General features: G+C 45.5%; 31 protein-coding genes and 1 pseudogene. 21 read left to right on the top strand and 11 right to left on the bottom strand.

Features of this window, described 5'->3' with window-relative positions; genetic code table 11:
• Nucleotides 1-134 precede the first annotated feature (134 nt).
• From VP504_RS05535 to VP504_RS05515, 5 genes are all read left to right on the top strand, one after another.
• On the top strand, nt 135-572 hold the full coding sequence (locus tag VP504_RS05535; protein ID WP_062706537.1) for a GNAT family N-acetyltransferase: 438 nt from the start codon (nt 135-137) through the stop codon (nt 570-572).
• A 128-nt stretch (nt 573-700) separates the two neighbouring features.
• Nucleotides 701-994, top strand: coding sequence for a YciI family protein (locus VP504_RS05530; protein ID WP_062706538.1), 294 nt, complete (start codon nt 701-703; stop codon nt 992-994).
• Nucleotides 995-1,175: 181 nt separating this feature from the next.
• Nucleotides 1,176-1,661, top strand: a complete 486-nt coding sequence (locus tag VP504_RS05525; protein ID WP_062706540.1) for a hypothetical protein — start codon at nt 1,176-1,178, stop codon at nt 1,659-1,661.
• A 96-nt stretch (nt 1,662-1,757) separates the two neighbouring features.
• The gene (locus VP504_RS05520) at nt 1,758-2,105 is read left to right on the top strand and encodes a hypothetical protein (protein ID WP_039850525.1); all 348 of its coding nucleotides are present in this window, start codon (nt 1,758-1,760) and stop codon (nt 2,103-2,105) included.
• 93 nt (nt 2,106-2,198) lie between these two features.
• Nucleotides 2,199-2,600, top strand: coding sequence for an aldehyde-activating protein (locus tag VP504_RS05515; protein ID WP_157515488.1), 402 nt, complete (start codon nt 2,199-2,201; stop codon nt 2,598-2,600).
• A gap of 277 nt (nt 2,601-2,877) precedes the next feature.
• Here VP504_RS05515 and VP504_RS25590 read toward each other — a convergent pair.
• A pseudogene (locus VP504_RS25590) lies at nt 2,878-3,030 on the bottom strand (IS91 family transposase); the annotation flags it as partial.
• 124 nt (nt 3,031-3,154) lie between these two features.
• Between VP504_RS25590 and VP504_RS05510 the strand changes: the two are divergent.
• Nucleotides 3,155-3,301, top strand: a complete 147-nt coding sequence (locus tag VP504_RS05510; RefSeq protein ID WP_325893330.1) for a hypothetical protein — start codon at nt 3,155-3,157, stop codon at nt 3,299-3,301.
• Between the two features lie 168 nt (nt 3,302-3,469).
• Here VP504_RS05510 and VP504_RS05505 read toward each other — a convergent pair whose 3' ends face one another.
• From VP504_RS05505 to VP504_RS25585, 5 genes are all read right to left on the bottom strand, one after another.
• Nucleotides 3,470-3,655 (bottom strand): hypothetical protein, encoded by a 186-nt coding sequence (locus VP504_RS05505; protein WP_062706544.1) that lies wholly within the window; start codon nt 3,653-3,655, stop codon nt 3,470-3,472.
• Between the two features lie 78 nt (nt 3,656-3,733).
• A complete protein-coding gene (locus VP504_RS05500; protein ID WP_325893329.1) occupies nt 3,734-3,901 on the bottom strand; it encodes a hypothetical protein in 168 nt (55 codons plus the stop codon).
• A complete protein-coding gene (locus VP504_RS05495; protein WP_325893328.1) occupies nt 3,891-4,733 on the bottom strand; it encodes a KilA-N domain-containing protein in 843 nt (280 codons plus the stop codon). The genes VP504_RS05500 and VP504_RS05495 overlap by 11 nt, the downstream gene beginning before the upstream one ends.
• 15 nt (nt 4,734-4,748) lie before the next feature.
• Nucleotides 4,749-4,955: a hypothetical protein gene (locus VP504_RS05490; protein WP_325893327.1), complete on the bottom strand. Its 207-nt coding sequence runs from the start codon at nt 4,953-4,955 to the stop codon at nt 4,749-4,751.
• Nucleotides 4,945-5,109 (bottom strand): Arc family DNA-binding protein, encoded by a 165-nt coding sequence (locus VP504_RS25585; RefSeq protein ID WP_442788893.1) that lies wholly within the window; start codon nt 5,107-5,109, stop codon nt 4,945-4,947. Before VP504_RS25585 ends, VP504_RS05490 begins: the two co-directional genes overlap by 11 nt.
• A gap of 136 nt (nt 5,110-5,245) precedes the next feature.
• Between VP504_RS25585 and VP504_RS05485 the strand changes: the two genes are divergently transcribed.
• The 10 genes from VP504_RS05485 (at nt 5,246) to VP504_RS05440 (ending at nt 16,050) form a co-directional block, all read left to right on the top strand.
• Nucleotides 5,246-5,665 (top strand): Arc family DNA-binding protein, encoded by a 420-nt coding sequence (locus tag VP504_RS05485; RefSeq protein WP_325893325.1) that lies wholly within the window; start codon nt 5,246-5,248, stop codon nt 5,663-5,665.
• Between the two features lie 474 nt (nt 5,666-6,139).
• Nucleotides 6,140-6,556, top strand: a complete 417-nt coding sequence (locus VP504_RS05480) for a hypothetical protein (protein WP_062706552.1) — start codon at nt 6,140-6,142, stop codon at nt 6,554-6,556.
• A gap of 496 nt (nt 6,557-7,052) precedes the next feature.
• Nucleotides 7,053-7,583, top strand: a complete 531-nt coding sequence (locus VP504_RS05475) for an MltR family transcriptional regulator (RefSeq protein WP_325893324.1) — start codon at nt 7,053-7,055, stop codon at nt 7,581-7,583.
• A gap of 364 nt (nt 7,584-7,947) precedes the next feature.
• The gene (locus VP504_RS05470; RefSeq protein ID WP_325893323.1) at nt 7,948-8,463 is read left to right on the top strand and encodes a Pycsar system effector family protein; all 516 of its coding nucleotides are present in this window, start codon (nt 7,948-7,950) and stop codon (nt 8,461-8,463) included.
• Between the two features lie 4 nt (nt 8,464-8,467).
• A complete protein-coding gene (locus tag VP504_RS05465; RefSeq protein ID WP_325893322.1) occupies nt 8,468-9,196 on the top strand; it encodes an adenylate/guanylate cyclase domain-containing protein in 729 nt (242 codons plus the stop codon).
• Between the two features lie 141 nt (nt 9,197-9,337).
• Complete coding sequence (locus tag VP504_RS05460) at nt 9,338-10,366, top strand: DUF5677 domain-containing protein (protein ID WP_325893321.1); 1,029 nt, start codon at nt 9,338-9,340, stop codon at nt 10,364-10,366.
• A gap of 581 nt (nt 10,367-10,947) precedes the next feature.
• Nucleotides 10,948-12,390: a DUF4041 domain-containing protein gene (locus VP504_RS05455; protein ID WP_325893320.1), complete on the top strand. Its 1,443-nt coding sequence runs from the start codon at nt 10,948-10,950 to the stop codon at nt 12,388-12,390.
• A gap of 339 nt (nt 12,391-12,729) precedes the next feature.
• The gene (locus tag VP504_RS05450; protein WP_325893319.1) at nt 12,730-14,271 is read left to right on the top strand and encodes a P-loop ATPase, Sll1717 family; all 1,542 of its coding nucleotides are present in this window, start codon (nt 12,730-12,732) and stop codon (nt 14,269-14,271) included.
• 848 nt (nt 14,272-15,119) lie between these two features.
• Entirely contained in the window at nt 15,120-15,704 is a 585-nt protein-coding gene (locus VP504_RS05445) for a hypothetical protein (protein ID WP_325893318.1), read from the top strand.
• On the top strand, nt 15,691-16,050 hold the full coding sequence (locus VP504_RS05440) for a hypothetical protein (RefSeq protein WP_325893317.1): 360 nt from the start codon (nt 15,691-15,693) through the stop codon (nt 16,048-16,050). Before VP504_RS05445 ends, VP504_RS05440 begins: the two co-directional genes overlap by 14 nt.
• A gap of 111 nt (nt 16,051-16,161) precedes the next feature.
• Here the strand turns inward: VP504_RS05440 and VP504_RS05435 are convergent, their stop codons facing one another.
• The 3 genes from VP504_RS05435 to VP504_RS05425 are packed head-to-tail and all read right to left on the bottom strand — an operon-like array spanning nt 16,162 to nt 18,475.
• On the bottom strand, nt 16,162-17,160 hold the full coding sequence (locus tag VP504_RS05435) for a hypothetical protein (protein WP_325893316.1): 999 nt from the start codon (nt 17,158-17,160) through the stop codon (nt 16,162-16,164).
• Nucleotides 17,161-17,165: 5 nt separating this feature from the next.
• The gene (locus VP504_RS05430; RefSeq protein WP_325893315.1) at nt 17,166-18,092 is read right to left on the bottom strand and encodes a Rad52/Rad22 family DNA repair protein; all 927 of its coding nucleotides are present in this window, start codon (nt 18,090-18,092) and stop codon (nt 17,166-17,168) included.
• A 2-nt stretch (nt 18,093-18,094) separates the two neighbouring features.
• Entirely contained in the window at nt 18,095-18,475 is a 381-nt protein-coding gene (locus VP504_RS05425; RefSeq protein WP_325893314.1) for a hypothetical protein, read from the bottom strand.
• 246 nt (nt 18,476-18,721) lie between these two features.
• Between VP504_RS05425 and VP504_RS05420 the strand changes: the two genes are divergently transcribed.
• The 5 genes from VP504_RS05420 to VP504_RS05400 are packed head-to-tail and all read left to right on the top strand — an operon-like array spanning nt 18,722 to nt 21,789.
• The gene (locus VP504_RS05420; protein ID WP_325893313.1) at nt 18,722-19,231 is read left to right on the top strand and encodes a phage adaptor protein; all 510 of its coding nucleotides are present in this window, start codon (nt 18,722-18,724) and stop codon (nt 19,229-19,231) included.
• Entirely contained in the window at nt 19,228-20,283 is a 1,056-nt protein-coding gene (locus VP504_RS05415) for a hypothetical protein (RefSeq protein ID WP_325893312.1), read from the top strand. The genes VP504_RS05420 and VP504_RS05415 overlap by 4 nt, the downstream gene beginning before the upstream one ends.
• Nucleotides 20,280-20,828 carry a hypothetical protein gene (locus tag VP504_RS05410; protein ID WP_325893311.1) on the top strand — a complete coding sequence of 183 codons (549 nt, stop codon included), beginning with the start codon at nt 20,280-20,282 and terminating at the stop codon, nt 20,826-20,828. Before VP504_RS05415 ends, VP504_RS05410 begins: the two co-directional genes overlap by 4 nt.
• An 8-nt stretch (nt 20,829-20,836) precedes the next feature.
• Nucleotides 20,837-21,313 (top strand): hypothetical protein, encoded by a 477-nt coding sequence (locus VP504_RS05405; protein ID WP_325893310.1) that lies wholly within the window; start codon nt 20,837-20,839, stop codon nt 21,311-21,313.
• Nucleotides 21,314-21,354: 41 nt separating this feature from the next.
• Nucleotides 21,355-21,789 carry a PLxRFG domain-containing protein gene (locus VP504_RS05400; RefSeq protein ID WP_325893308.1) on the top strand — a complete coding sequence of 145 codons (435 nt, stop codon included), beginning with the start codon at nt 21,355-21,357 and terminating at the stop codon, nt 21,787-21,789.
• A gap of 261 nt (nt 21,790-22,050) precedes the next feature.
• Here the strand turns inward: VP504_RS05400 and VP504_RS05395 are convergent, their stop codons facing one another.
• Together VP504_RS05395 and VP504_RS05390 are read right to left on the bottom strand one after the other, a co-directional pair.
• The gene (locus tag VP504_RS05395) at nt 22,051-23,589 is read right to left on the bottom strand and encodes an FG-GAP repeat protein (protein WP_325893307.1); all 1,539 of its coding nucleotides are present in this window, start codon (nt 23,587-23,589) and stop codon (nt 22,051-22,053) included.
• Nucleotides 23,507-24,403: a hypothetical protein gene (locus tag VP504_RS05390; protein ID WP_325893306.1), complete on the bottom strand. Its 897-nt coding sequence runs from the start codon at nt 24,401-24,403 to the stop codon at nt 23,507-23,509. Before VP504_RS05390 ends, VP504_RS05395 begins: the two co-directional genes overlap by 83 nt.
• Nucleotides 24,404-24,772: the final 369 nt, after the last annotated feature.

Raw genomic sequence — 24,772 nt, 5'->3', positions numbered from 1 at the left:
AAACGCCTCAAGAGGGACTGTCAACGCGCGGCGTTTCCAGTCCCATTGAGCTGCGGTGGTTGCAGTTGTTGTGTTTGAGTTTAGTGTAATGCGTTGCCAGCCCCTTAGGCGGGCGTTAGGCTTTTGGAGAAAACATGGATATTTCCCTTAGGCGTGCGAGTGAGGAAGATATTCCTTTTTTGCTGTCATTACGTGATCAAACGATGAGGCAGTATTTAGAAGAAGTAGGCATGCCAACGTCTGCTGAAGAATATGAAAAACGAATACGCTTTGAATTTTCTCATGCGAAAATCGTTGAATTGGATGGTAAGCCTGTTGGGCTGTTCAAAGCCACTTACACCGAAGAACTTAACTATTGGTATTTGGTTCAAATTCAGATTTCTCCTGAGTTTCAAGGTTTGAAAATTGGCAGTAAGCTAATTCTTAACCTAATTGCTAAAGCGGCAACAACGAAATCTAAGGTTGGGTTAAGCGTGATTGAAACGAATCCAGCTAAGCAACTGTATTTGAGGTTAGGTTTTGAAGTTGTGAAAAGGTCTGGGGATGAGCTCTTGCTTGAGCTACAAACCTAACAAGCGAATGAACGAGGGACGTTTACTCGTGGCGCACTTTTTCAAAGAAATGCTGTGATTTAGGCGTTTCAGTCAGGTTGGGCTGGTAAACGCCCGTTATTCGAACGTTATATGCAATGGAGAGTTAAGTGTTTATCGTATCCTTAACATACAAAGCGGAATTATCAGAAGTTGATCAATATATTGAAGCTCACGTTACATTCCTTGAAAAGTATTATGCGGCAGGTAAGTTTATTGCTTCAGGGCGAAAAGTTCCTCGAACAGGAGGAGTTATACTTGTAAATGCTATTAATAAAGCAGAAGTGGACTCGATAATAAAAGAAGATCCATTTTATATCTCGAATGTGGCTGACTATGAAGTGACGGAGTTTATACCAACCATGGCAGCGAAAGAATTTGATGCCATTAAAAATTGCATATAACAAGGCAATCAACGCGGGACGCTTTGTCACTGCGGCAGCTTTTCAAAGTGTTGTGAATACAAGGTATTAAAGCGGTTTTGGGCGGTTTGATAAGCGCCCGTTATTGCGACGTTGGTATAAATCTTTAATTAAGAATAAGTCGTTTTAGAAAATTGAGTAAATCTAGAGGAAATAATTTTAGATGCGTTTAATTACAATAATATTAATTACAGTTGTACTATGTAGTTGTGAAGGAAATCATATTAAAGACTCCTTAAAGGGACAGGCCACTTTGCAAAACTCAAGCAAAGAGATAAAACATGGGCCTCGTTTAATCGAGTGGTATGGTTTATCTTTTGAAAGTATCGGTAACAAAAAACTCAGACATAGTTTTAATGAGAGAAAAGTTGATGCTGGCCATCAAGTTTTTTCAGGTAGAAAAGATGTTGTTGGAAAAGTTATTTATAGCTCAAATATTAGTTGGCTAGCCCCAATAGAACCTTCTTGGGAATCCTATTTTACCTTTTCCTTAAATATTCAACCTGGAGAAACATATACACTGCAAAGCGAAGTTAACAATGGCATTGCTATACTATGGGTTGTTAATTCTAAAGGTGATACGGTCATTGAACCTCTCAAAAAGACCATGAAATTAACACCTTGGAGCTCTCGTCAGAATAATAAATGAATAGTAATACCTAAATATACATAATAAGCCAATTAACTTTGCCCCTTCGGGGCCGGACGGCGCAAAGCGCCGCCGGTTATTGGGGCGTTGGTCTCTATGAAATTAGATCGAACTAAAGAGTTACTTCACGGATCAATTAATGAGTTAGAGCCTTACGAGGCTTTGGTTCATATATTGGAGTCGGTGATAGAGCTTGTAAAAATTCCAGGTAACGACTTTTGTTGGTCTTACTGGGAAAACTCAGATGAGGCAGCCAGAGAAATTACAAAATTATTGACCATGGTAAAGTCATATACATTACCGGAGCGAGTTGAGGTTAGTGTTCTGTTTGCGCCCACAGGTCCCCTACAAGAGGTCAGTTTAAGTAGTGGTTGGGCGAAGCCATTTCTTAAAGTCGCAGAGAAATATGATCAAGTAGAGAAGCTATTATGGCCAAACAGTTAACAAGGCCAATCAGCATCGCCCCTTCGGGGCTGGACCTCGCTTCGCTCGGCCGCTGTTGGCGGCGTTAGGTGCCTTGGAAATGGAAAGGATTAAATGAATTACTCATCAACATGCGATTGTGGAGAAATAAAGATAAATGTATGTTTCCCTCTCCCAATTGATGAATATCAAGCTCGTGCTTGTGATTGTGACTTTTGCGTGCCCCGCGAACTAGCTTACCTTTCAGATGTAAATGGTACTATTTCATTTTCTCCCAGAAACAAAATGAATCAACTCAAGCAAGGCTCTGGACAGGCTACGTTCTGGCAATGCAGCAACTGTAAACAAGTGGTCGCCGTTACAAATACCAGCAAAGGGGAAACAAGAGGTGCTGTATCCAAAGCCATTTTTGCAAAAAAGTTTTCTCTTAAACCGTCTGCTTTTATTAGTCCCAAAAACCTCTCTCCAAAAGAAAAAATTGAACGTTGGCCTACAGTTTGGTCAAAGGTTGTTTAAAGTAATGGTTAACGCACCTAACAAATATGAATAAGTGTCGCGCAGCCGACACTTTATTTGGGTGTTGAACAAGCCCGTCCCTACCTTATTAAGTAAATTGCTCGGATGAGCACAGAGTGGATGTTGGCCTGTCACTGATTGACAGGCGAGCGCAGCCAGGAAGTTATCGGGTATCGATTAACTTCAAGGAGTTACGTGTTTGTGTGTCTATCTATCCTCCCGCTTAGCCTCCTTCGTCTAAATGGCCGCCATTCTCCTTATTCTGTTTGTCTTTCGGCTATCTCGGTCGTGCCACGCCCACACAGACCAAGTGCTGCTCCCCGCACGTAGGGCAACATCGCGTTGTGTGCATGTTGACGGGCGCCTCACGCGGTAAGGTCGAATGTGCCGTGTGAAGCAGCATCAGCTGGATCGTGTGCCGTTGTTGTTGCGGGTTCATGGTGTTTCTCCTGTCTGCTGCCGATGGGCAGGGTTGAGAGAAACGTAGGCGGTAAGATGGCATTCTGCCGCGTAGCGGCTTCGTTCAACAACTGTTCAAGAGGGATTCGCAACGCGTGGCCTTTATCATGGATCAGGATACGCCAAGGGCGACTGATTACTGTGAGAAAGCGGTATCCATAGAAGCATTGAAAGAGAGAGTAGGTTACCAGCTGCCAGCTGTGACAGAGAGTGCGGAGATGAAAAGTCGGGTGGGGTGTTAGCTCTCCCCCAAATTTCCCGCATAACAAAGCGCTCATTTACATCGTGTACTCTTATCACACGCAAAGCGGGCGCCTTGTTTGGCCTTCTCCCGCTAAATTCGCTCTAATCGTTAGTGAGAGCCCTTCATGCCTTTCTCCGACCAACGCAACGTGTTTGGGCTCTCAAACCTATCTAGCTGGACCTTCCAGCTCATCCAGTCTTGCCTCATGACCAAGTATTGCATCGGCCTTTTCAGCGGTCGTCGCCAGTTTCTTTAGTGCGCCATCCAGCATTAAATCCAATGTATCGACGCTCTTTGCGCGGCGGAAGAAGATGAGCCAGTCAATGCGGCTTTTAGGGGGGGTGGTTGTCATGGTTATCCTTTATGCATAAAAGTGCGTATATTGTATCATTAGTTAATATAAAAAGGGCTACATATGTAGCCCTTTCTCCTAAAGGTATACGCGCTCATTGTCCACCGCGATCCTAAGCCCTCGTTCATTTTTCATATCAGCCAAGACACCAATCATCCATACGGTGACAGACTCCGCTAACGGTTGCCCAGAGGAGAGTAGGGCGATGAGCACATCAATCTGTTGCTCTTTGTCTTCATACGACATCGATAGGCCCTCCTTGAAACGTGTCCAGCTTCAAATGGGTAAACCGCCCGTCCCATTTTTTCTTCATGGGTAACTCGCCCTGTCGATAGAAGTCATAGACCTTTTCAGCGCCTTTTCTCAGCAGTACGACCTGATGGATAACAAAGGGTTCCCTGCCGTGAAGATTCACCTCGTTAATGGCTTCGGTGAAGTAGCGGTCTCTGGCATAGCTCGCGACGCGATAGCTGCGGCCATCGTGATAGAGCCACCCTCGGGCATGAAAGTAGGCATTTATCTGCATGACGTTAACGCCATTAAGCATCTTGGCAAGCGCGGGTAAGGTCATGCCTTTTTTAAAGAGGTTTCTGAGGTCGTGGATTTCCTCGTCCTTTTTCTTGTTATCCAACATGAGCTGTTCGCGCTGTTCTTCCTTTTCCAGCAGTTGGACTAGGGCTTCTTTGAAGGTGGTGGGGAGGGCGAAATCGTGAGCGGGGAGTTTTTTACTGTCGAGGAAGGCTTGGTTAACTTGAAGCTGGAAGCGGGGGCTTATCCATCCAGCGTACGAGATGGCGAGAAGTTCGTGGGCGAAGGTGCCGCCATATCGGCCTGCTTTAGACTCTACAGGACTAATATGCAGATCTTCGGAATTAGAAATTTCCCCGATAAGTTCCTTAGTCCCCTCTAGTTTTAGCCAGTCTGCTGGCTGCTTACTGTTTCGATGTGAATCAGGGACAGATTCCAGATGCGCACTATGCAGTGCGTTAAGATTAAACCGTCCATAGGCATCAGTCGTAATCTCGACACCTGCAATCACAGGGACTTGTGTTGTCTCGGAATTATGAATTACACTCATAGCGTATCTCCTATCTTAAACGGTGTAGTTGGTACGTGCCCCGGTGTTGCTGCACTGGGGCTTTTCTTTTGCATCTTCCTCTGTGATTTCCTCTCTATCCATTTTTTCCTGTAGTGCTCTTACAAGCACCTGGTTTAATGACCGTTCCTGTATCTGACTTTCCTGTTCATACCAGTCTCTTAGGGCCTTGGGCATTCTCAATGTGTATGATTTAGCTTTCATTTCTCTTTACCTCTTCTTTTCTGTTCCTATTCGACTCCACTTGATAAATGAGTTCCGAGTTGAAGCTACGACGGTTAACTCGTGACTCTTTCACCAACCAATTTTTCAGCTCTACAGGTAAACGAGCTGTTACTTGCACGATGTTTTCTTTCATATGGAACACTTTTAGACTTCAATGTGAATTCATAAGATAGAGCGACTTTAAAGTGAAGTCAACATTGAAATGAATTCAAAGTGACTTTCCTTTCTAGTACACTCATTAGTAATGACTTTTTCTGAGTAGAATTTTGATGAGCGATATCCAGAAGACAGCGTTGAGGCTTCCAAGAGACCTGCATACGCAAGTAGTGAAAGCTGCCAAAGAGAATGACCGCACGATGAATTCTGAGATTGTGAATCGCTTGGAGACAAGCTTTAAGGCTTCATCCGCTGAGGCGATTAAAGACGCGTCTCAGGCCAGGATAATTGCTCAACAGAGCAGACAGAATGTAAAGGAGGCTATTCGCCAGCTTTGCTACGCCGAAATCACGAGAATCGCTCAACTTGGCGGCCACCATGCCTACATAGGACTCCATCAGTTCGAGCTAGACAGTTACACACAAGAGGGATGGCAAGAAGTCATTACCCCCATCATTAGAGAATTCAGAGACAAGGGCTTCGATGTAGGTGACGATGACGTCAATGTAAGCAGCTTGAGTATTCGTTTTTAAGCTTTTCTCTTACATTAGCTATGATTGGCTGAGCTCATCATTTACACCCATTGCGCGGGTTGCTTAAGCTGTCTCAATTGGCAGGGAAATGCCTTTGTTTACATCGGTAATACGGAATTGAAGTCATATGTATGAAGTCGCTTTCAACGTTAAGTATGAGGGCTTTTCAGCGCCTTTTCTCAGCAGTACCACCTGATGGATAACAAAGGGTTCCCTGCCGTGAAGGTTCAAAAGGGGACGACGTATTACTTTGGCTACTGGGGTCCTTGAAAAAGAGCGGCGATATACCTCCTACGGCTGCTTCATATAGCCAAATACTCAAGCTATCTTCTAAGCTAACAGCGTATCCATTACTTGTTAGCTTGGAACAAAACTCTTATAAGAGCTGTCAAAATTACATGTGGCACTGACTATTAGAATGTATCGTCACTATTAGGCATTCGTCTCTCTGATTTAACTTAATTGGATATCACTATGAAATTATTCTCTCGTGTCAATGCTATTATTCTTACGCTATTCCTAAGTTTCTTTTCTTTCTCCGCATTAGCTACGAATCAAGTCCAAGATGTGCAATTTAAAAAAGGGGCAACCAGTGCAGAATACACAGGAAAAGTGCAAGGCTACGACTACAATGAATACGTTTTTTACGCTCAAAAAGGTCAAGCATTAAAAGCGACATTAGATACTAAAAGTACTAAATTATGGTTTATTCTTCTCAACCAACATATTGAAAACCGTGTAGATTTGTCTGAGTATTCGGAATCCTTGACCCCTCAAGGGGCTTACATTCTGCCATACAGCGGTAAGTATACGATTCGTATTGGTCAATACCGCCCTTTTGCTCGACGCGGTGAGCACAGTGAATACAAACTGAAGATTGAGATTAAATAACAGATAGGGTAAAGCGCTTAATCAGCCTGTCTATCAGTTGCTGGGCGGTAAAGTGAATGATGAGCTTCGCATCAGGTGTTGAGCCCTCAACACCTTAAATTACCTATCGAAAGCACCCTGGTGAATGATGAAAGATATTTTTCTCATTCACCACGCAGCCCTTGCCAGATAAGGCTTTAGTCCATATTTGGTGAAAGGGTGAAAGGGTGAAAGGGTGAAAGGGTGAAAGGGTGAAAGGGTGAAAGAGATTTTCCTACTTTTCAGAATTAGGCTCATCCTCTCATTCCGCAACTACCTCACATCTTTGAACAAAATCTTCCCGCTAAACTCCTCATGCGATCGAAATCAAATCTCAATCTATACACAGAATGATACCATTATGACTTATAAAGTAGACAGATAAGACGCATTGCATGCCGAGAAACAAAGGGCGGTAGCGCTGGGGTAATCCTCGTGAGGAGAAATCCATGTCATTCGTTAGGAAAATGGAGAAAGTATGGCCCCATCAATTGTTGAATTTTGGGAACAGGAAAGAAATGAATCTGATCGTTCTCTTGCAATATCAGGTGCAGCGATAGTTGACCAACAACTAAAGGAACTACTTGAAGCTTTTTTTATTGTTGCCCCTAAGGAAACGAAATCTCTTTTGTCATCCACTGGTGCGCTAGGAGCTTTGGGCGTAAGAAATCAGATAGCTTATGTTTTAGGGTTAATTGATAAGCCAACATATTTAGATATCAAGCTAATCCAAAAAATACGGAACATATTTGCTCATTCGCATTTAAGGATTGATTTTTCAGAATCAAAAATTGCTGGCTTAGCAAGCTCACTTGAAATACCTCAATGGGTTGGTGAACCGGAAGATGAAGAACCAGAGTCGCCTAGAGGAATGTATTTTTCTGGTGTACGTGGCGTACTTTGGCATCTGGTTACAGAACAAGCTCGCCTCAAAAAAGAGGGACGAAGGTATAGTCCTGAAGCAATCTTTCCTCTTGGCTCTAGATCTGGCATTGAGTCTGACTACTAACGTGACAAATTTTCCTAACACATATGAGCCCTGCTCCGGTCAATAGGTAATAGCATTCTTGTGGCTGCGCCGCGCAGCCATTCCTCACACCTCAAAGATAACACCACCACATTTCAACTTCCTGATTTATTTACCTCATAAATACAAACGGTTATTGATTGTTCACTCAATAATAAATCTGTCCTTCATGCGATCGAAATCAAATCTGCTTTTATGCACTTTGTGGTACATTTTCGCCAAAAGTTTTAGACAGTGATGGCGTGTTGCGTGCCGAGAAGCGAAGGGCGGTAGCTTTGGGCTGACCGGGCTTTATACCCGCTAATAAGTTGTTAAGTGCCTTTTTAACATGGTCAATAGAATTATAATGAAAGAACAATTAGAAAAAATATTTAGCAATGTTAACGATTGGTTAAAGTTTGCGGAAACTAAGTCAGCAAGTTTAACTGCAGCTAATGGGGTCGTCCTTTTTGGCGTTTTACGAGTAACAAAAGACATAAACTACTCAGCAGTATCTGAGGCGCTGATCTATCTCAGCTTTATTTGTTTTGGGCTGAGTCTGTTATTGTGCTTGTCTAGTTTTATTCCATCTCTATCGTTACCTTGGGCGCATAAAAAAAGCTCAGTTAAAGAAAATGACAACTTGTTGTTTTTTGGTCACATTGAAAACTACACACCTCGCTCTTATCTAATTAAGTTATCTAAGTCTTTAGATGTTGATAACTATTACGCTTCAAAATATGAACACATGATTGCAAGCCAAATTATAACCAACTCGGTAATTGCTAGTTACAAATATAGTGTGTTTAAAAAATCAATATGGCTAACTCTTGTGGGATGTTCGGCGGTAGCTATTGCTGGTTTATTTAAGGTGTTGAGTTGATACGATGAAAACAGAAATAGAAAATAAAATAATAGAAATAATTGACGAGTCATTTGAAGTTGAGAACTGTTATAAAGTTCCTGACATTGATGACTCACGTTTAACGTTTGGAAATAAAGGACTAAAGTTCGAAGCTACAACCCTGTACATTGATATGAGAGGGTCAACTAAAACATTAAATAAACATAATCGTACCTCAGTCGCTAAGCTGCACATGGCATACTTCCATACCATCGTAAAAATCGCGAAGTCTATGGGTGGTGAGGTAAGGAGTTTCAATGGTGATGGTATGCTTGTATTCTTCTATGGAACTACGAAGCGTTCATTAAGTGATGCAGTCAAAGCAGCTATGCAAATGAAGTATATGCTCACAGAAACTAAAGTTCATACGAAAATGAGTAAATACTCAAGTGCCAATTTTGGTATCGGAATAGACCATGGAAAAATCTTGTGTACTAAGGTCGGGATTTCAGGAACAAATAATCGTGATTTAGTATGGATAGGAAATCCAGTCAATAAATCGGTAAAAGTCGGTGACAAGTTAGAATCCCCTTATCATATAGGCATATCATCGAGTACCTACGATAACCTTTTAGATGATGTTAAGTATCACAAATATACAGATACCTTGGGTGTTGAGCGTACAGTGAATATGTGGAAAGAGGGTTGGTTTGAGTATAACGAAAGTACAATAAGGTATTATTACACAAATTATTTTTGGACAATCAACTAGGCACTTACCAAGCAATTTAAGTGTGATTCTCAACGCATAGAATTTTTACTATGCGTTGCGCTTAATGTATAAGCTGGTATGCGGTAACTGCGCATTACGTTTATTAACACTTAATGATTATTATAAAAAAGAATATTTATTGTGACTATTCAAGAACAATTCAATAAAGTCCTCGAAGATTTGGTTACTGATAACCCAGCTAAAGCGAGAGAGCTAGATATCAAAAAGCTGGTTGCTGACTTGACTCCTGAATTTGTAGATATGATCAGTAAGTCATTACATTCCTCAATGCCTGAAATGCTTTCAAATCGCAGGTCAGATTTTAGCTCGTTTGCGGATATGAATGTTGAAAAATGGCAGTCGGCTTTCGATCTCCTTGAAACGCATATTGTAATCTGCACTAAAGCGGGAGCAACTCTAAATTCAAAATATCGCCCAGAAGCAGCAGAGCATGAGGACTTGATATTTGACCTTTTAGTTCGTCACCACGCTAGAGCCTGCCACATAGCAAACGAAATTTTATGCTTATTAAAGAATGGATTCCCTGATGCTGCACACTCTAGATGGAGAGCGCTACATGAAGTGAATGCCACTGCCTTATTCATTTCTAATCACGGTCAGGAGTGTGCCGAACGCTTTTATTTTCATGATGTTGTGGAAGCTTACGACGCTATGAAAGAGCATCGTAAATACGAGGACCGGCTGCAAGCAAAGGGACCAACAGATCTAGAAATGAATGAAGTAAATAAGGTATATGATGATCTTATAAAAAAATATGGTAAAAGCTACGCTGGGCATTATGGGTGGGCTGCATATTTGTTTCCAGGACATAGTCGCGTAGGCTTCGGTGCTATTGAAAAAGATGTGGGGCTTGAACATATGCGTCCTTATTATAAATGGGCAAGCCAAAATATTCATGCAGGCTCGAAGGGGGTGCGAAACCGCCTAGCTCTTGCTGATTGTAGCGAAGATATATTAGTAGTTGGCCAAAGCAATTCAGGTATGACTGATCCAGCTCATGCTACAGCCATCAGTTTACTTGGGGTAACGAGCACATTACTGACCCATAAGCCTTCGATGGATACAATTGTAATGATGCAGATAGCGGCAAAGTACTCAGATAGTATTGGGCGTGAATTTCTCAGGCTCTCAAGGAATACTGATTTATAACAAACAAGAATAAGTGTCGCGTAGCCGATACTTTATTTGGGTATTGAACACGCCGTTTTTGACACGTTTATGCCCCAAAATCGTTTAGTACCATTACTCTATTCTAAAGAGACACCATGTGTTTACCCTACTAAAAGTAATTCTTTTTAGACCCCATAAATCCTTAAAATATGCCATCTATTTGATATGAGCATCAGTTGCACATAATCAATTGTGCTAGCATCCAAAAAAACCAGCATTAGACCACTTTAAAGGAGAAACCATTGGCTAGACGAGGTAGCGGTTTGCGAACGGCTCTAAAGGTTGTTAAGGCGATAGATAGAGCCAACAAACAAGCTGCTCGTGAATCCCAGCGCAGGCAAAAAGCTCGTGAGCGAGCCCATGCTCAGGCAGTGAGAGAGCACGAAAGAGAAGTGCGCGAAGCTCAGCGCGAATTACAGAGACAAGTAAGGCTAAAGAAATCAGCTGCAAAACAAGCTTTCAAGGACGCTATAGCTAGTGCCGCAGAAGAGTATCAGGAACGATGCGAAGAGCGAGCAGCTTTGAGGAAGCAATTCATACAAGAGGTTCTAAAGTAATCAATGGATAATAATTTACTGATGTTGGTAGGCTTATCATTAGTAGCTATTGTACTAACTTATGTTCTAACGAAACGCTCAGCCGATAAGAAAATTGAGAAATACAAGTCGCTAGATGAAGCACTAATAAAAACCAAAGAAGAATATGACTCAGCATGTATAAGCCGCGAAAAATTAATTTTGACCAATGAAAGCGCTAAGCGAGAGCTAGACAAAATTAATGAGGAAACTGCCGAACTTCAAGCGCTAAAAGGACAAGATGATTCATTAAAAAATAGCATTCAAGTGCAGCAAGCGACCATAGAGTCGACTAAATCAGCATTAGATGAACTTAACTCAAGTATTGAAAAAGGCGAGCTAGCTCTAGAAGAGTTAATGGGTGATATCGACTTGTATTCAAGACTTGATGAATACACTGCCCATGGTCATTTTGAAGTGCCGCAGTACCTTTATGAAACATCTACTCGATTTGCTGAAGAGATCAAGGACGTCAGGCAACAGCAAAAAGACATGATCAAAGATAAAACGGCGGTTACCTTCCCAGAATCGATGGTTATATCTAACGATAAGGCATTCAATAATAAGATTCTAAATGGTCAGGTTAAGCTCATGCTTACTGCTTTTAATATTGAATGTGATCTTCTTATCGGTAAGGTGTCGCCGAGTTCGTTTGGGCGTACTCTTGAACGTATAGAAAAGCTTGCTAATACACTAGAGAAGTCAGCAGCGACCTTAGAATGCGGATTTGATATAGACTACATCGAACTCAAGTTCGAAGAGTGTAAACTTCAGTACCAATACACACTTAAAAAACAAGAAGAGCTCACAGAGCAAAAGCTTATCAAAGAGCAGATCCGTGAAGAGCAACGCGCAATCAAAGAGTTTGAAAAGGCGATTTCCGATGCCGAAAAAGAAGAAAAAATGTACCGCAATCTTCTTGAAAAAGCACAGCGAGAACTTGCAAAAGCTACTGAGCAAGATCGCTCTGAAATGGAGCAACGCATCGCAATCCTAGAACAGCAACTCGCTGAAGCAGAAGCCAAAGAAGAACGAGCTAAGAGTATGGCTGAGCAAACCCGTAGAGGGCATGTTTACGTCATCAGTAATATTGGTTCGTTTGGTGAGGATGTTTACAAGATAGGTCTTACTCGCCGTCTAGAACCTCTGGATCGGGTTAAAGAACTAGGCGATGCAAGTGTACCATTCCCATTTGATGTACATGCCATGATTTATACCGATGATGCACCAGCTCTTGAAACTGCGCTACACCGAGAGTTCAATTCTAAACGTGTAAACGCTGTAAATCTGCGCAAAGAGTTCTTTAATGTTGACCTTACATCTATCCAAGAAGCCGTAGAAAGGATAGCCGGAATAGAAGCCGAATTTAAAATGACTGCTTTGGCTGAGGATTACTATGAAAGCTTGAGATTAAGTGAAGCAGCATAATGTAAAAATGTACTGAGCTAGCTGCTGCGGCTAGCTCAATTCTGCCCCTTTCTTTGCTAGCAACAGCACACGACGTCTGTCTTATTCCTAGATTTTCCGATAGGTTTTCTAATGCCAAACGTGATGTATGCAGAAATACCCCATTTTGTCGTATCTTCTGATTCTCGCTTTTGATGCGTTCCATGATATCCTTTTCAAAAACAAGCATTTACTCTGGATTTCAGTATTCATTGTATGCATGAAAAATACCAAAGTGGGGTGTTTAAATACCCCACTTTGGGATCTAATAAATTGTTATACGCCACAATAATTCACGAGTAATTATAGAGAGAAATAGTAGTGTTAAAACTTAAAGATATTCCTTTGGGAAACACGGATGCAAAGAATGATCTACTAAGCGGCGCCCCCGATGAGGTAAAGCGCTTTATGGCATCATTCGTGTCTCCACCAGCCTTAAATGTTGAAAAATTTTTAAATAAACAGAAGTATTATATTGTAGGTTTAAAAGGCACGGGGAAGACGGCATTGCTCAGATACGTTTCCTTAAAGCTTGAGGAGGATGACCAATCCATATCCAGCTTTATTCTTTTTAAATCTGATGTTGATGAAGATCTGCGAAAGGATTTTTCAAAAGCTGCTCGAGTACAGCAGGTAACAGAAAATAGCGATTCATTTGAAGGTGATGATTTTGAGACTGTATGGAGATGGTTTATTTATAGAAAAATTGCATCAGCTATTCAGGAAAAGCAGGCACACCCATTCCAAGATACATCCAATCTGAATTACTTCATCGCACTTGTAAACTCTGAGTCAATATCAAGCCCAGAGAAAGCTGGTCTCATGAGATTGGTGCCTACTATTCGTAAAGGAAGTATTGAAATAAGTCAGTCGCCCAAACTAGGATTAGAGCTAGAATGGGATGAAAATGGTCGAGCCAAGATAAATTTTAATGAATTGGTGCGCCGTGCGGATTCTGCATTTCAAGAACTATTGCCCGATGTTCAGAGGCTAAACTTGTTTTTTGATGAACTCGAATTGAACTATAGCAACAACAAGCAATATCAACGAGATTCAAGGCTCGTGCGTGATTTAATTGTTTCTATAGAGAAGCTAAATGCTATTGCTAAGGCAAAGGGGTTTCCTCTATGTCTGTATGCTGCTATTCGATCAGAAGTTTTAGGCTCTGTTGAGTCACTTGGCAAAGAAATCAATAAGCCAATCACAGACTTTGGTTCAGTAATACTTTGGAATCGACCTGGCCTTGATGCCGCTCAGCAGCCGCTCATCAACATTATTGAACAAAGAATAAATATTGGCCGAATAGAGGCTAATATACCCGAGCTAAACTCAGCTGAAATTTGGGAGCAGTATTTTCCAAGAAAAATTAATAATAAACGGACGCAGGTTTATATCTTGCACAATTCTTGGTATCGCCCGAGAGATATTGTACGCCTCCTACTTACGGTTCAAGATCAATACCCCGATGAATCTAGCTTTATTAGGCAAGGTCTAGAGGCTGTTCGAAAAACTTACTCCACTGCTTCATGGGTTGAAATAACTGAGGAGCTAAAAGCAAAATATAAGCCGTCTGATATTGATGGAATAAAATATATATTTTATGGATATAAAAAGATTTCAAGTTTATCTGAACTGTCGGTTCGCGCAGACATGATGGCTGAAGATCATAAAGAAACAAAATCATTGCTAGAAAAATTTAATCTCAGATCTATTTTGAAAGATCTCTATAGAATTGGCGTTATTGGTAATATTGATAAGAGTCGTGAACGTATGCGTTTTTCATTTAGAGGTGATGATGAGATAATTTTCAGTGACGACATATTTGTTCACAACGCTATACGTGCGCATCTATCAATCTCGTGACGTATAACAAATAAGAATAAGTGTCGCGCAGCCGACACTTTATTTGGGTGTTGAACAAGCCCGTCCCTACCTTATTAAGTAAATTGCTCGGATGAGCACAGGGTGGATTTTGGCCTGTCACTGATTGACAGGCGATCACTTTAAATCAGTTTTATATATCTTCATCAGACAATCTGCCCAAACTCAACTTATCCGAAGTGAACTGCTACGGGGACAATTCCTAACTCACAATTGTCCAAAATCGTGTCAGGCCGATTTTCCTAGGCACCTATTCTTATCCCAACCTTCCGAGGCTTCCGCTGTTAACCTCAAACAACCAATAAACTCAATATCTCCAAGCTGACGTCGTAAGAAACTAGACAATCTCTGATTAGATACATATGCACATGCTGATGCTTTTCTATGGTTTGATTGAATCTTGAGGAGAAATGAACATGAAAATCATTGCCATTTTGCTAACAACATTACTTTTCACTTCAACAGTCATGGCTCACGGTGGCAGGTGTCGGAAAAGCTCCCCTCCCGGTCAGTGTTGCCACATGGACAATAGCACTGGGACTGTTCACTGTCATTAGAGCTGTCACAATGTGCGTTTGTATTTTGCTGACAAACCGCTTGTGTCCGCTAATGAAAAAACAGACCTTGCTATGATCATAATCAAAATTTCCTATCTGTTTTTTAGTACACTCCGCGCGAAAATCTGGAGGCTGTTGGCACTCATCAAGTGGTCGGGCATCTGTCACCAAAATAGGAGCAGATGCCTGGTACATCATTGCCGATAACTCTCGAGATATATTGGTACCCGCCCGAGTAACTTACTTGGTTTTGATGTTTTTTGGAGTCTCTAAATGAGAACGCTAGCTCTACTATTTTCTATTCTTTTAGTCGGTTGTCAGTCCACAACCGGAAACTCTTCATTTGCTCCAAGCGTAACGAACGTTGCCTTGAGTAAATTAGCGGTCATTTCACCAAACAGCACTTATGTTGAAGATATGCTAGTTGAAGAGCTCAATGATTATAAAATCAACGCAATCTCTGGTAGAAACATTGCTGCTTTTGCTAGTGATGTTGAAGAGCTACAAAAGCTCCTCAAGCAAAATGGTGTGTCCCACCTGCTACTCGTAAATAGTCAAGTTGGTCAACAAGATGTGCGATATGCGGGTACTATCAACAACACGCAAACAAACGTAAACGTCTGGAATTCCTACTCAGCTTCTGCATCTAGCAACAGTGTATCTACGCCTATCTACTCATCCACAAATAGTGCAGTTGCCAAGGGCCAGTTGTTCACTGTGGATGGTGAATTGGTGTGGATTGCGGACCTGGTCCTTGAAGCTCAAGGGACAATCTATACGGGTCAAAAGGCGATGGCTTCAGGTATCGCTGATGGGATTATTGATGAAATGAAGAAGAGCAAAATTGTCGAGAAGTGATAAGACTTCACTGGGCAATGATGAGGTTAACAATATACATATGAAAACTATTTTTCTTACCACTACTCTTCTTCTTTTTTCTGGCTCTGTACTCGCCGATAAAGGTGTGGTTGTTAAAAAAGATGTGTGTGGCTCGGGTAATGCCATTATAGAAACAACGGATGGATGGTTCGTGGCTGCTGAGCACTTTTCGGGAGTATATCTATATGAGGGAGACATAGTTTTTGGAGATATGAAGACTTACGGTTCAGTAGATTTAACCCGAGATGATGGTGAATCAGGTAGCTTTTACATAGAAGACTATGAAAGTAATCTGGGCGAAGCTTATGAAGAGCTTTGTGATTAACTACTATTTCTAAGAATCCAAAGCCAGATTCTCCACATATACTTCATGTTTGGGCTCATACAATGAGCCCTTTTCCATTAGGTTGATAGGCAATTGTGCTTTTTAAGATGCTCAAGCAGCACTCTCCGTCAGCGCCGCCATCGCATCATCATATCCCGCCCAGCTATCCACGCCAGCCGCTTCCAACGCAGACAATGTCGCATCCCGCGCTTGCAGGTGCTGGTGCTCCCAGAGAGGGATTTCCACCATTTCTTGAGGTGCCTCTATGAGGTTTTCTTGAGGGAGGGCGAGTGCTTCTTTCTGCTCAGCCAAGAGATCCAGTTGCCTAATCGCATCCGATTTCGCAGATACCGCTTCTTTAAGACGTTCGCCATAAAACACCTCATCCAGTTCGAGTTGGCTTAGAGTCTCCCGACGTGTGCGCACTGCTTGGACGTTTTCTTCCAGCGCATGCATGGCCGTCAGGCGAATTTCGTTGATGCTGTTCGTGACAGCTTGCTCGTGGAGCGCCTGCCGTTGGGTGTCGGCTTCCACGCATTTCACGATGGCATCGTTCACCTTCTTCACCGCCTGTTCTTTAGCGGTCAGCGCATCCCCGGTGAATTCGGCAAAGTCATCTTGTGTGATGGCCATCATCTCCAAGGCTTCGGCCATGTCGTTAAGCTCAGCGAGGGTTTCGTCCCCGGTGGTGTTGCCGAGCTGTGTGATATTGGTGATGCGAGACAAGATGCCTTGCTGACGCGCTTCTTCCAGCTCGTCTTGTATGGCCTGCCATTCATCGCGGGGTTTGAGGACAGCACTTCGAATACCTGAAAACTGCTCTTCCACATGCTTTTTGGTGGCCTTCACCGCTTTGATCTGCGATTCTGCTTCCACCAACGCGTTATCAATGACCTTCACTACGGCGGTTTTGCTTTCACTGACTTTTCGAGCCAACGAACCAATGCGCTCACGGCCTTTTCGGGTTTCCACATCGGGCACTTCGCTTAACGCTTCATTGCGTACCCCTTCGATGACCTTTTCCACACTGTGTTTGCTTTGAAAGGCTTCAAAGGCAGTTTCAGGGGAAAGGGCAAGCACTTGGTCGAGAGAGGTGAGGGAGTTTTCCATGGTCTCTATCCTTCTTTGCTGGTCAGTACATCACGTCTTTTGGTGTACTCAGACTTGAGGTACTCGATTGAGGACGCAGGTGACACGCCCAACTTGTCCGCTGAATTCGCCAGAATGCCGCAGTGCTTTTTATAGGCGTTGTCCAGCGTGGTCATGCTTGGCATGCCGTGAATGATGCGAGCGTATTCTTGGGCTTGTTGTTCAAGCTCGCTAAGGTGTTGCTGTTTGAACTGGTCGCTCTTGGCATCCAGCTCTTTCATCTTCATTTGGCGCAGCTCTTGAAGCGTTTCCCGCGCCTCTGTGTCTTGGGCGGATTTGATGGCTTTAATCGCCTGACCGAGTGCGGCGGAGAGGGATTCTTTGGTTTCTGCCGCCTTTACTGCCTCAAAGTATTCGGTGAAATCGATTCGGGGGAGCGCCCAGACGGGGAGGGGAGGAAACGCCCAATCGATGTATTTGTCAGGGCCGCCCTTGGTTTTGACCACATGGACATTGCCGTAATGCTTGTCGCGCATGCCGATACACTGACGGCATTCTGCAAATACGGTGTCCATCTGATACAGATAACGACCTACACCCCATTGGACGGCACAACGCTTCATGGCAGAGGAGCGGCCACCTTTAATCGCTTCAATGTGAGTGTTCTCGCTGGCGTCCCACTTGGTGACTTTCTTATCACCGAACCAGACAGAAATGGCGCATTCACACCCGGTGATTTGATTGCCTGACACTATGTCTTTGAACTCGACTTCCCAACCAAACACACCAAAGACTTCATCAAACCTTTCTTGAACCGCCCTTGCCGTGATGTAAGGCACCACCATCGCCCAAGGTTTGTCGCCTGCAAATCCAGCGCGTTGAATACGCCACTCAATGTCATCAGGCGAAAACATGGCTTGGAGCTTTTCTTGAGATTCTTTTTGATCCGACATGGCTATGCTGCCTTTTTGCAAAGGTCTTCGTAAGCTGACTCGATGTCTGGCATTCTGCTTTCAATGAAGTCATCGAGCGCCGTTTTAAGGAACGCTTGGTGCATTGTTAGAAGCTGAGCATTGGTGTTTGCTGCGTTGGGTTCGTGGTTGATGACGAACTTCATCAGCCCATCGAGCGGGTATTGGCCGTGTACCTCGAACTCGATAACAAACTGCGAGAAGTCGCTAAAGGTGAGGCCAGCAAACTCGCGATTGGCTAGTAAGCGTTGTTTGCCCATGTCGATATAGTCGTCGAGAGCGGCTTGATGCTGGTCGTATTCATCAAGGCGGCGCATGTCATCGTTAAGGCAGCGGTCTAAGTGGTTATCAAATCCTAGTTTCATGTTATGCTTCCTTATGTGTTGGGCGTTTCCTGGTCGTTACGCCTTCACTCGCCAGTTACCTCTAGGGGTAATTGGTCGTTACCTCGGAAAGCTCATCTGGTCGATTGGCTTTCCACTTGGGAGCGAGATTCTTGGTCGTTGACCGCTCCCCTTAAGCGCCCTGGTTTACGCCAGGGCGTTTTCGTTTCTGGCACCACCACAACTTCTATCTGTGCAGGCGACACATCAAGCAGTGGATTGTCGGAAATGGCCCTGTCTTTACCGTCGCAGTTTCGTGTGGTGGCCACGGTGCAAACCGAGACCGGGGAGGTGACGCTTCCCCCTGACGGCATCAAGGTGTTGTCGGTGCAAGAGGTCGAAGGCAGACCCGTCAACTATGTGGAGATGGCCAAGCTCAATCAGCTCGACGCGGCGTGGCGGGGACGCGTTGGCCAACCGTCTTCCTGGACACAGCAAGAGGATGAAGAGCGGTCTTACTCTCTCTATCCGCGTCCAACCGCCAGAGTGAGTGTCACGCATTCTTACTCTGCATTCTCGCCCACTAAAGAGTGCGATGAGTTACCCGTGCATCCCGCTTTCCTGCCTGCGATCGTGGATTACGCCCTGTACCGCGCCTATGGAAAAGACGGCCAGCATGCCAGCGAGCAAACCAAGTCGATGAGCCATTATCACACGTTCAATGCTGCCATTGGCCGGGAGGCGGAGGTCAAGCAGAGGCATAAGCGTGAGCGGGCGCAGAGGGAGAACCAACGATGATAAGGGTAAAGGGGCGTCTGACTGACGCCACGGGCGACATCGCATTGGGAAAAGCGATGATTGAGTTTGTGGCCAAACGCTCTGCCGGCGAGGTGTTTGCGTACGCCGGTGCGCGTGTTGTCACTGATGAAAACGGCCGCTACGAATTTGCGCTCAAGGCCGGCGAGTATCTGGTGTATGCCCAGGTCAACCAACGCAGTGATGTCGAGCCATTGGGGCCATGTACGGTGTTGCCAGAGATGCAAGGAGAACATGATATCGAGTCTCTCCTGCGCTTTTCTGAGCCGGTGCTTCCTGAAACCGTGCAGCAAAGTATCGCGCTGCGCGATGAGGTGACAGCGAAACATATTGAAATATCGGGATGGCACACCACGGTCAATGAGAAAGTGCAGGCCACGCAAGAGGACGCGAGGCAGACGGCCTCAGACAGGGAGCAAACGGGCCTTGAGCTGCAGAGGGTGATTGACCACCGCGAAGCGACGGAGCAAATGCTCGAGGACGGCAGATTGCTCACACAGATGGGCGCTGCTCACTCCTCGGTGGTCGAACAAAACCTAGAACAGGTTTCCACGCTTCACAAGGCCGTGACCGGAAAAGCCCTTCAGGTGTCTGAGGATGCGAGGCATATCACCCAACTGCATGCCGAAGTGGCATCCTTCAACGACACGGCACAAGCCAGTGCGACAACGGCTTCGAGTCAAGCTGACCTCGCCAAAGACTGGGCTGAAAAAGACGTGGATAGCGAGGTGGTCACCGGCGCGTTTTCCGCCAAACACTGGGCGACCCAGTCAGCCACGCATGCCGGGGCAGCAAAAGCCTCCAGGGATGACGCCGCCCAAAGCCTCAGTGACACCCAAACCCTGAAAAACGACACACAAACGCTCAACAGCGAAACCAAAACATTCCGCGACGAGGCCCTTCAGGCGCGCCATGAAATCGGGGTGCTGGCGGACTATGAGAAGGCGCTCTGGTCTTTGATACAGGTGAGCGCAGAGCAGGCTGTCCGGCAACTGGACGTTAACGAGCGACTGATAAGGTTGGAGACACAATGACGGTAGCAGAAAATGCGATAGCGGCCCTTCAGGCAGCGGCCGATGCCTATCATGCGAAAATTGCAGACATCAATGAGCGGATGGACCTGGCCGAGGCGGATTATCAAACCAAACTCGCTGCTTTAGGTGTCAGAAAGTATGCGGCGAGAGATACCGCATCGCGAAGCTACAGTACCGCCTGGGCTGACGGTCTGGTGACCGATTGGTGGCGCATGCGCGGGGGCGTCGCTATTGACATATCTATCGCGGTGCCAATGCGAAACGAATCAGCCAGTTGGGGAGGCGGGTATACAGAGCTGCTTTATGATGTGGGCGACGGCTGGGTGTCATTGGGTGATTCGGGTTATGACGGGCCCATGATATCTGGCGCTGCAAACGGCATTCTCACTTATTCCAGAGAGGTGCTGATTGACGCGTTGAGTGCTGAAGACTACGACGTTCGTTTTAAATTCAGGCACAAATCCTATGATGGCACGCTCATCGTCAATGGTTTGCGTGACCTTAAGGGTGAGCACTTTGGCACCTTACTCAAAGCCGTATGTTAGGGGGCACCATGCAAGAGCATATCATTCACGCGTTGTGGTCACTGTACCCGGATTCACTGCAGATTGGCTGCAAAGGCACAGAGTATTTCGTTGAACCTGCCCAACCCCTTGATTGGGAGGCAGTGAATACGTTAGCCCGCGAGTTAAAGGCAAAACAAGCGGCCGGAGAGGCCCGCCGGTCTTTCCGTCTGAGCCTTTATCAACACGCCGGGGATGCGGAGTCTATTCTGGGCACCACGTCTGATGCGGTGCAACTTTTGTTGGTGGAAACCGCAAAACTGGTGGCGGCATTACATCAGGCTCAAACCCTGGCGGAGGTACGGTTAGCCGCTGAACCTTTCCATGATGCCGCGACACGTCTGCTTGATAAGATTGACGCGGGGACGGTCAAGATGCCGTACATGTCAAAAGGGTTAGATGACGTGCTGACAGACATTGAAACCCGCGCCACGTCGGTGGCCGAAGTGTTCGATAACACCCAATAACCCACTATGCTTATCGACAATGGCGGGGGGTTGAGAAGATTGTGCCTAAATTCGTCCGTGACCCGATGAAGGCGGTGCGTTATGCGGAAGAAGGTGCGTTGACTTACCGGGGCGATGCGTACAAAGAGAAAGATGACTTTACAGGCCTGCAATTGCTTATGCAGTCCTTCGGCTTTTCTGACCATGCGTTGCTCAAACAGTACCAGCTCAACAATGCCATCAAAGGCTATGAGAAACACATCGTTGACCGCCGCAGAGACTTGATGACAGCGTATTGGTTGGGTCTTAAGCAATCCGATACCGCTTTGATGCTGGAAACCCAGAAAAACATAGCGAGGTTCAACCGCAAGAACCCCCGCATCCCTATCAAAACGGCAGACCTGAGACGCTCGGTAAAAGCGCGTCAGCGCTATGCGAGTAAGAACGAACGGGGCATTCAGGTGAACGACAAATTGCGGTACTTGAATGAGGCGTGAGTTGGTAGCGTCGCGAGTGCCATTTCTAAACAGTTTTTGGACAATTCCGACTTAGCTTTTGTGCTCTCCATCGACCAATTCTTAGCGCTATTTACGCAAAGTGACGCACCCACTTTGTTGTTTTAGCGCAATGTTGGCTGAGCCCACAAAAAGAAACCGACCCATTAGGATAGATATGGACGCGCCCGATTCACAGATTTCACCTTCTCGGTTTGGTGCAACACCGTGTTTGGGCGCGTCCATTGTTGCTACTGGTATAGACTAGAAGACATACACCGCGCCGGTATCACCTCCACCTCCAATGTTTCCGTCACCGTTAATGCCAGTGGCACCGGAATCTTCATAGCGAGCCCCCACCGCGAGGGTGTTGCCATTCCCTGCCACCGATACCGAGCGGCCAAAATAATAGTCACCTGTATGGGTATTATACTTGGCCTTGATGTAGGCCTCCTGCGACCATTTGTTAAAGTCAAAGCGGTACACATACGCAGCGCCTCTATTAGAAGGTGCATCATCATTGTTCCCGTCACCGTTAATGCCGGTGTCAGTGGACCTTTCACTGCGAGCCCCCACCGCGAGGGTGTTGCCATTCGATGACAAAGATACCGAGTAGCCAAAATAGTCACTTGCCCCGGCATTCGAGGCCTTGATGAAGGCCTCCTCCGACCAACGGCCACTGGCAAAGCGGTACACATACACCGCGCCGGAAGCATTTTCCCCGGTAGCGTTAGTGAGATCGGCATTGGAATCTTCCCCATAAGCACCCACCGCGAGGGCGTTGCCATTCGATGACAAAGATACCGAGTGGCCAAAATAGTCACTTGCCCCGGTATTCGAGGCCTTGATGAAGGCCTCCTCCGACCAATTGTTACTGTCAAAGCGGTACACATACACCGCGCCGGAATCAGTTTCCCCGGTATCGTTAGAGCCATCGGCATTGGAATCTTCTGCATAAGCCCCCACCGCGAGGGTGTTGCCATTCGATGACAAAGATACCGCCCAGCCAAAATAGTCACTTGCCCCGGCATTCGAGGCCTTGATGAAGGCCTCCTCCGACCAATTGTTACTGTCAAAGCGGTACACATACACCGCGCCGGAATTATCAGCCCCGGTAGCGCTAGAGCCATCGGCATTGGAATCTTCTGCATAAGCCCCCACCGCGAGGGTGTTGCCATCCCCTGACACCGTTACCGCCCAGCCAAAATAGTCACCTGCCCCGGTATTCGAGGCCTTGATGAAGGCCTCCTCCGACCAACGGCCACTGGCAAAGCGGTACACATACACCGCGCCGGAATTATCAGCCCCGGTAGCGCTAGAGCCATCGGCATTGGAATCTTCATAGCGAGTCCCCACCGCGAGGGTGTTGCCATTCGATGACAGTGATACCGACGTGCCAAATTGGTCACCTGCCCCGGCATTCGAGGCCTTGATGATGGCCTCCTCCGACCAACGGCCACTGGCAAAGCGGTACACATACACCGCGCCGGAATTACTTTCCCCGGTAGCGTTAGTGAGATCGGCATTGGAATCTTCTGCAATACCCCCCACCGCGAGGGTGTTGCCATCCTCTGACACCGATACCGCCCAGCCAAATTGGTCACTCGTCGAGGGATCCGAGGCCTTGATGTAGGTTATCAATGTTGTCAGGTCTGATGATGTTAAGGATTCGTAACCAGACGGTGTTTTGTCCGTGCTGTTTTCGGCTAGCACAAAAAATTCAGCCAAATGATTTTTCAGTGGGCCCAAACTCAGAGTAAGCGGTTGTGTCAGTCGTTTCGCCCAGCTTTGCACAGTCATCATCGAGTGCATCATTTTTTCTGCACAAGGTATATCCCGTCGCATGCTCGGCGCTATCCCAGGTAAAGGTGACAGGATGATAGCCATTTGAGAGCGCACCCACCTCTAGCGATAAATTCGTTGCACCAGGTGCGGGAGAGAGGGCTTGCTTACCAGACGCTGTTTTGCCCGTACCGTTAGAGGCCAATACAAAATAATTAGCCAGTTCGTCCAAATTTAGATTGGCAGTAAGCGAGGTATTGTTCGCTTCGGTTTCTAATAGAAATTGACAGTCATCGTCTTCTGATCCGTCTTCTCTGCACAAGGTATAGTGCGTCGCATACTCGGCGCTATCCCAGCTAAAGGTGACAGGGTAAAAACGAGAACTATCGTTGAACGCACCCACCTGTGGCGTCGCTAAAACCGGCATCTCTGGTTTGGGAATAGATACGGCTATCTCAGTAGACGCCGTTGAGCCTGAACTGTTTTTGGCCAATACAAAATAGTCAGCCGGCGTGTCCAAACTCAGAGGCAGAGTCAGCGATGTAAGGGCCGTCGTTTCGCCCACCATTGCACAGTTATCGTCTTGTGATGCATCTTTTCTACACAGGAAATAGCCCGCCGCATTCGTGGCGCTACTCCAACTGAAGGTGACAGGATAAGCATCACCTGTGAGCGCCCCCACCGTCGGTTGTGCTAAAACCGGTGCGCCCGGTAAAGGGAGACTATTCGCGTCCCCCGGTACGGAGGCCGACGTATTACCGTCATCCCCCCCACAAGCGGTGAGTCCAAGTGAAAATACCGGCACCACCCATATCGCTTTCTTGAAGAAATACATCCTATGTCCTCGATAAATTACGTCTAATGGTTGTGAAGCGTGTTAAGTCCATCAGCACACCCACAAATCGGGTGCGCGTAAAATTTCGTATCGAAAAATAAGCTAGAAGAGATTGAGGGGAATTCAACGATGAGAATATTGATTCACAAATAAGACTGAGACATTGTGGAAATCAGATTAATTGTTAAAGCAGACAGTTACTGAGAGAAATCTGGTGAAATATAGAAAGAAAGTTTCACAGTTGAGACACACCACTCCTTTAAAGAATGCGGCGCACTTCAACATAATTGGTTTGGTTTGGTTTGGTTTGGTTTGGTTTGGTTTGGTTTGGTTTGGTTTGGTTTGGTTTGTTTTGTTTTTCTTTTTTCC

The sequence above is a fragment of the Grimontia sp. NTOU-MAR1 genome (assembly GCF_035758505.1).
Lineage (GTDB): Bacteria > Pseudomonadota > Gammaproteobacteria > Enterobacterales > Vibrionaceae > Enterovibrio > Enterovibrio marinus.
Note: the sequence above shows the minus strand (reverse complement) of the source record. Positions and strands in the feature narration are given on the sequence as shown.

Excerpts from the sequence above, each read along its gene's own strand:
- VP504_RS05465 (WP_325893322.1), top strand. The coding sequence starts at position 8,468 with ATGAAAACAGAAATAGAAAATAAAATAATAGAAATAATTGACGAGTCA.
- VP504_RS05405 (WP_325893310.1), top strand. The coding sequence starts at position 20,837 with ATGCAAGAGCATATCATTCACGCGTTGTGGTCACTGTACCCGGATTCA.
- VP504_RS05425 (WP_325893314.1), bottom strand. The coding sequence starts at position 18,475 with ATGAAACTAGGATTTGATAACCACTTAGACCGCTGCCTTAACGATGAC.
- VP504_RS25585 (WP_442788893.1), bottom strand. The coding sequence starts at position 5,109 with ATGAAAGAAAACATCGTGCAAGTAACAGCTCGTTTACCTGTAGAGCTG.
- VP504_RS05420 (WP_325893313.1), top strand. The coding sequence starts at position 18,722 with ATGGCCCTGTCTTTACCGTCGCAGTTTCGTGTGGTGGCCACGGTGCAA.
- VP504_RS05435 (WP_325893316.1), bottom strand. The coding sequence starts at position 17,160 with ATGGAAAACTCCCTCACCTCTCTCGACCAAGTGCTTGCCCTTTCCCCT.
- VP504_RS05470 (WP_325893323.1), top strand. The coding sequence starts at position 7,948 with ATGAAAGAACAATTAGAAAAAATATTTAGCAATGTTAACGATTGGTTA.
- VP504_RS05520 (WP_039850525.1), top strand. The coding sequence starts at position 1,758 with ATGAAATTAGATCGAACTAAAGAGTTACTTCACGGATCAATTAATGAG.
- VP504_RS05485 (WP_325893325.1), top strand. The coding sequence starts at position 5,246 with ATGAGCGATATCCAGAAGACAGCGTTGAGGCTTCCAAGAGACCTGCAT.
- VP504_RS05480 (WP_062706552.1), top strand. The coding sequence starts at position 6,140 with ATGAAATTATTCTCTCGTGTCAATGCTATTATTCTTACGCTATTCCTA.
- VP504_RS05390 (WP_325893306.1), bottom strand. The coding sequence starts at position 24,403 with ATGTATTTCTTCAAGAAAGCGATATGGGTGGTGCCGGTATTTTCACTT.
- VP504_RS05475 (WP_325893324.1), top strand. The coding sequence starts at position 7,053 with ATGGCCCCATCAATTGTTGAATTTTGGGAACAGGAAAGAAATGAATCT.
- VP504_RS05445 (WP_325893318.1), top strand. The coding sequence starts at position 15,120 with ATGAGAACGCTAGCTCTACTATTTTCTATTCTTTTAGTCGGTTGTCAG.
- VP504_RS05415 (WP_325893312.1), top strand. The coding sequence starts at position 19,228 with ATGATAAGGGTAAAGGGGCGTCTGACTGACGCCACGGGCGACATCGCA.
- VP504_RS05490 (WP_325893327.1), bottom strand. The coding sequence starts at position 4,955 with ATGAAAGCTAAATCATACACATTGAGAATGCCCAAGGCCCTAAGAGAC.
- VP504_RS05430 (WP_325893315.1), bottom strand. The coding sequence starts at position 18,092 with ATGTCGGATCAAAAAGAATCTCAAGAAAAGCTCCAAGCCATGTTTTCG.
- VP504_RS05515 (WP_157515488.1), top strand. The coding sequence starts at position 2,199 with ATGAATTACTCATCAACATGCGATTGTGGAGAAATAAAGATAAATGTA.
- VP504_RS05505 (WP_062706544.1), bottom strand. The coding sequence starts at position 3,655 with ATGACAACCACCCCCCCTAAAAGCCGCATTGACTGGCTCATCTTCTTC.
- VP504_RS05410 (WP_325893311.1), top strand. The coding sequence starts at position 20,280 with ATGACGGTAGCAGAAAATGCGATAGCGGCCCTTCAGGCAGCGGCCGAT.
- VP504_RS05535 (WP_062706537.1), top strand. The coding sequence starts at position 135 with ATGGATATTTCCCTTAGGCGTGCGAGTGAGGAAGATATTCCTTTTTTG.
- VP504_RS05455 (WP_325893320.1), top strand. The coding sequence starts at position 10,948 with ATGGATAATAATTTACTGATGTTGGTAGGCTTATCATTAGTAGCTATT.
- VP504_RS05495 (WP_325893328.1), bottom strand. The coding sequence starts at position 4,733 with ATGAGTGTAATTCATAATTCCGAGACAACACAAGTCCCTGTGATTGCA.
- VP504_RS05525 (WP_062706540.1), top strand. The coding sequence starts at position 1,176 with ATGCGTTTAATTACAATAATATTAATTACAGTTGTACTATGTAGTTGT.
- VP504_RS05500 (WP_325893329.1), bottom strand. The coding sequence starts at position 3,901 with ATGTCGTATGAAGACAAAGAGCAACAGATTGATGTGCTCATCGCCCTA.
- VP504_RS05395 (WP_325893307.1), bottom strand. The coding sequence starts at position 23,589 with ATGATGACTGTGCAAAGCTGGGCGAAACGACTGACACAACCGCTTACT.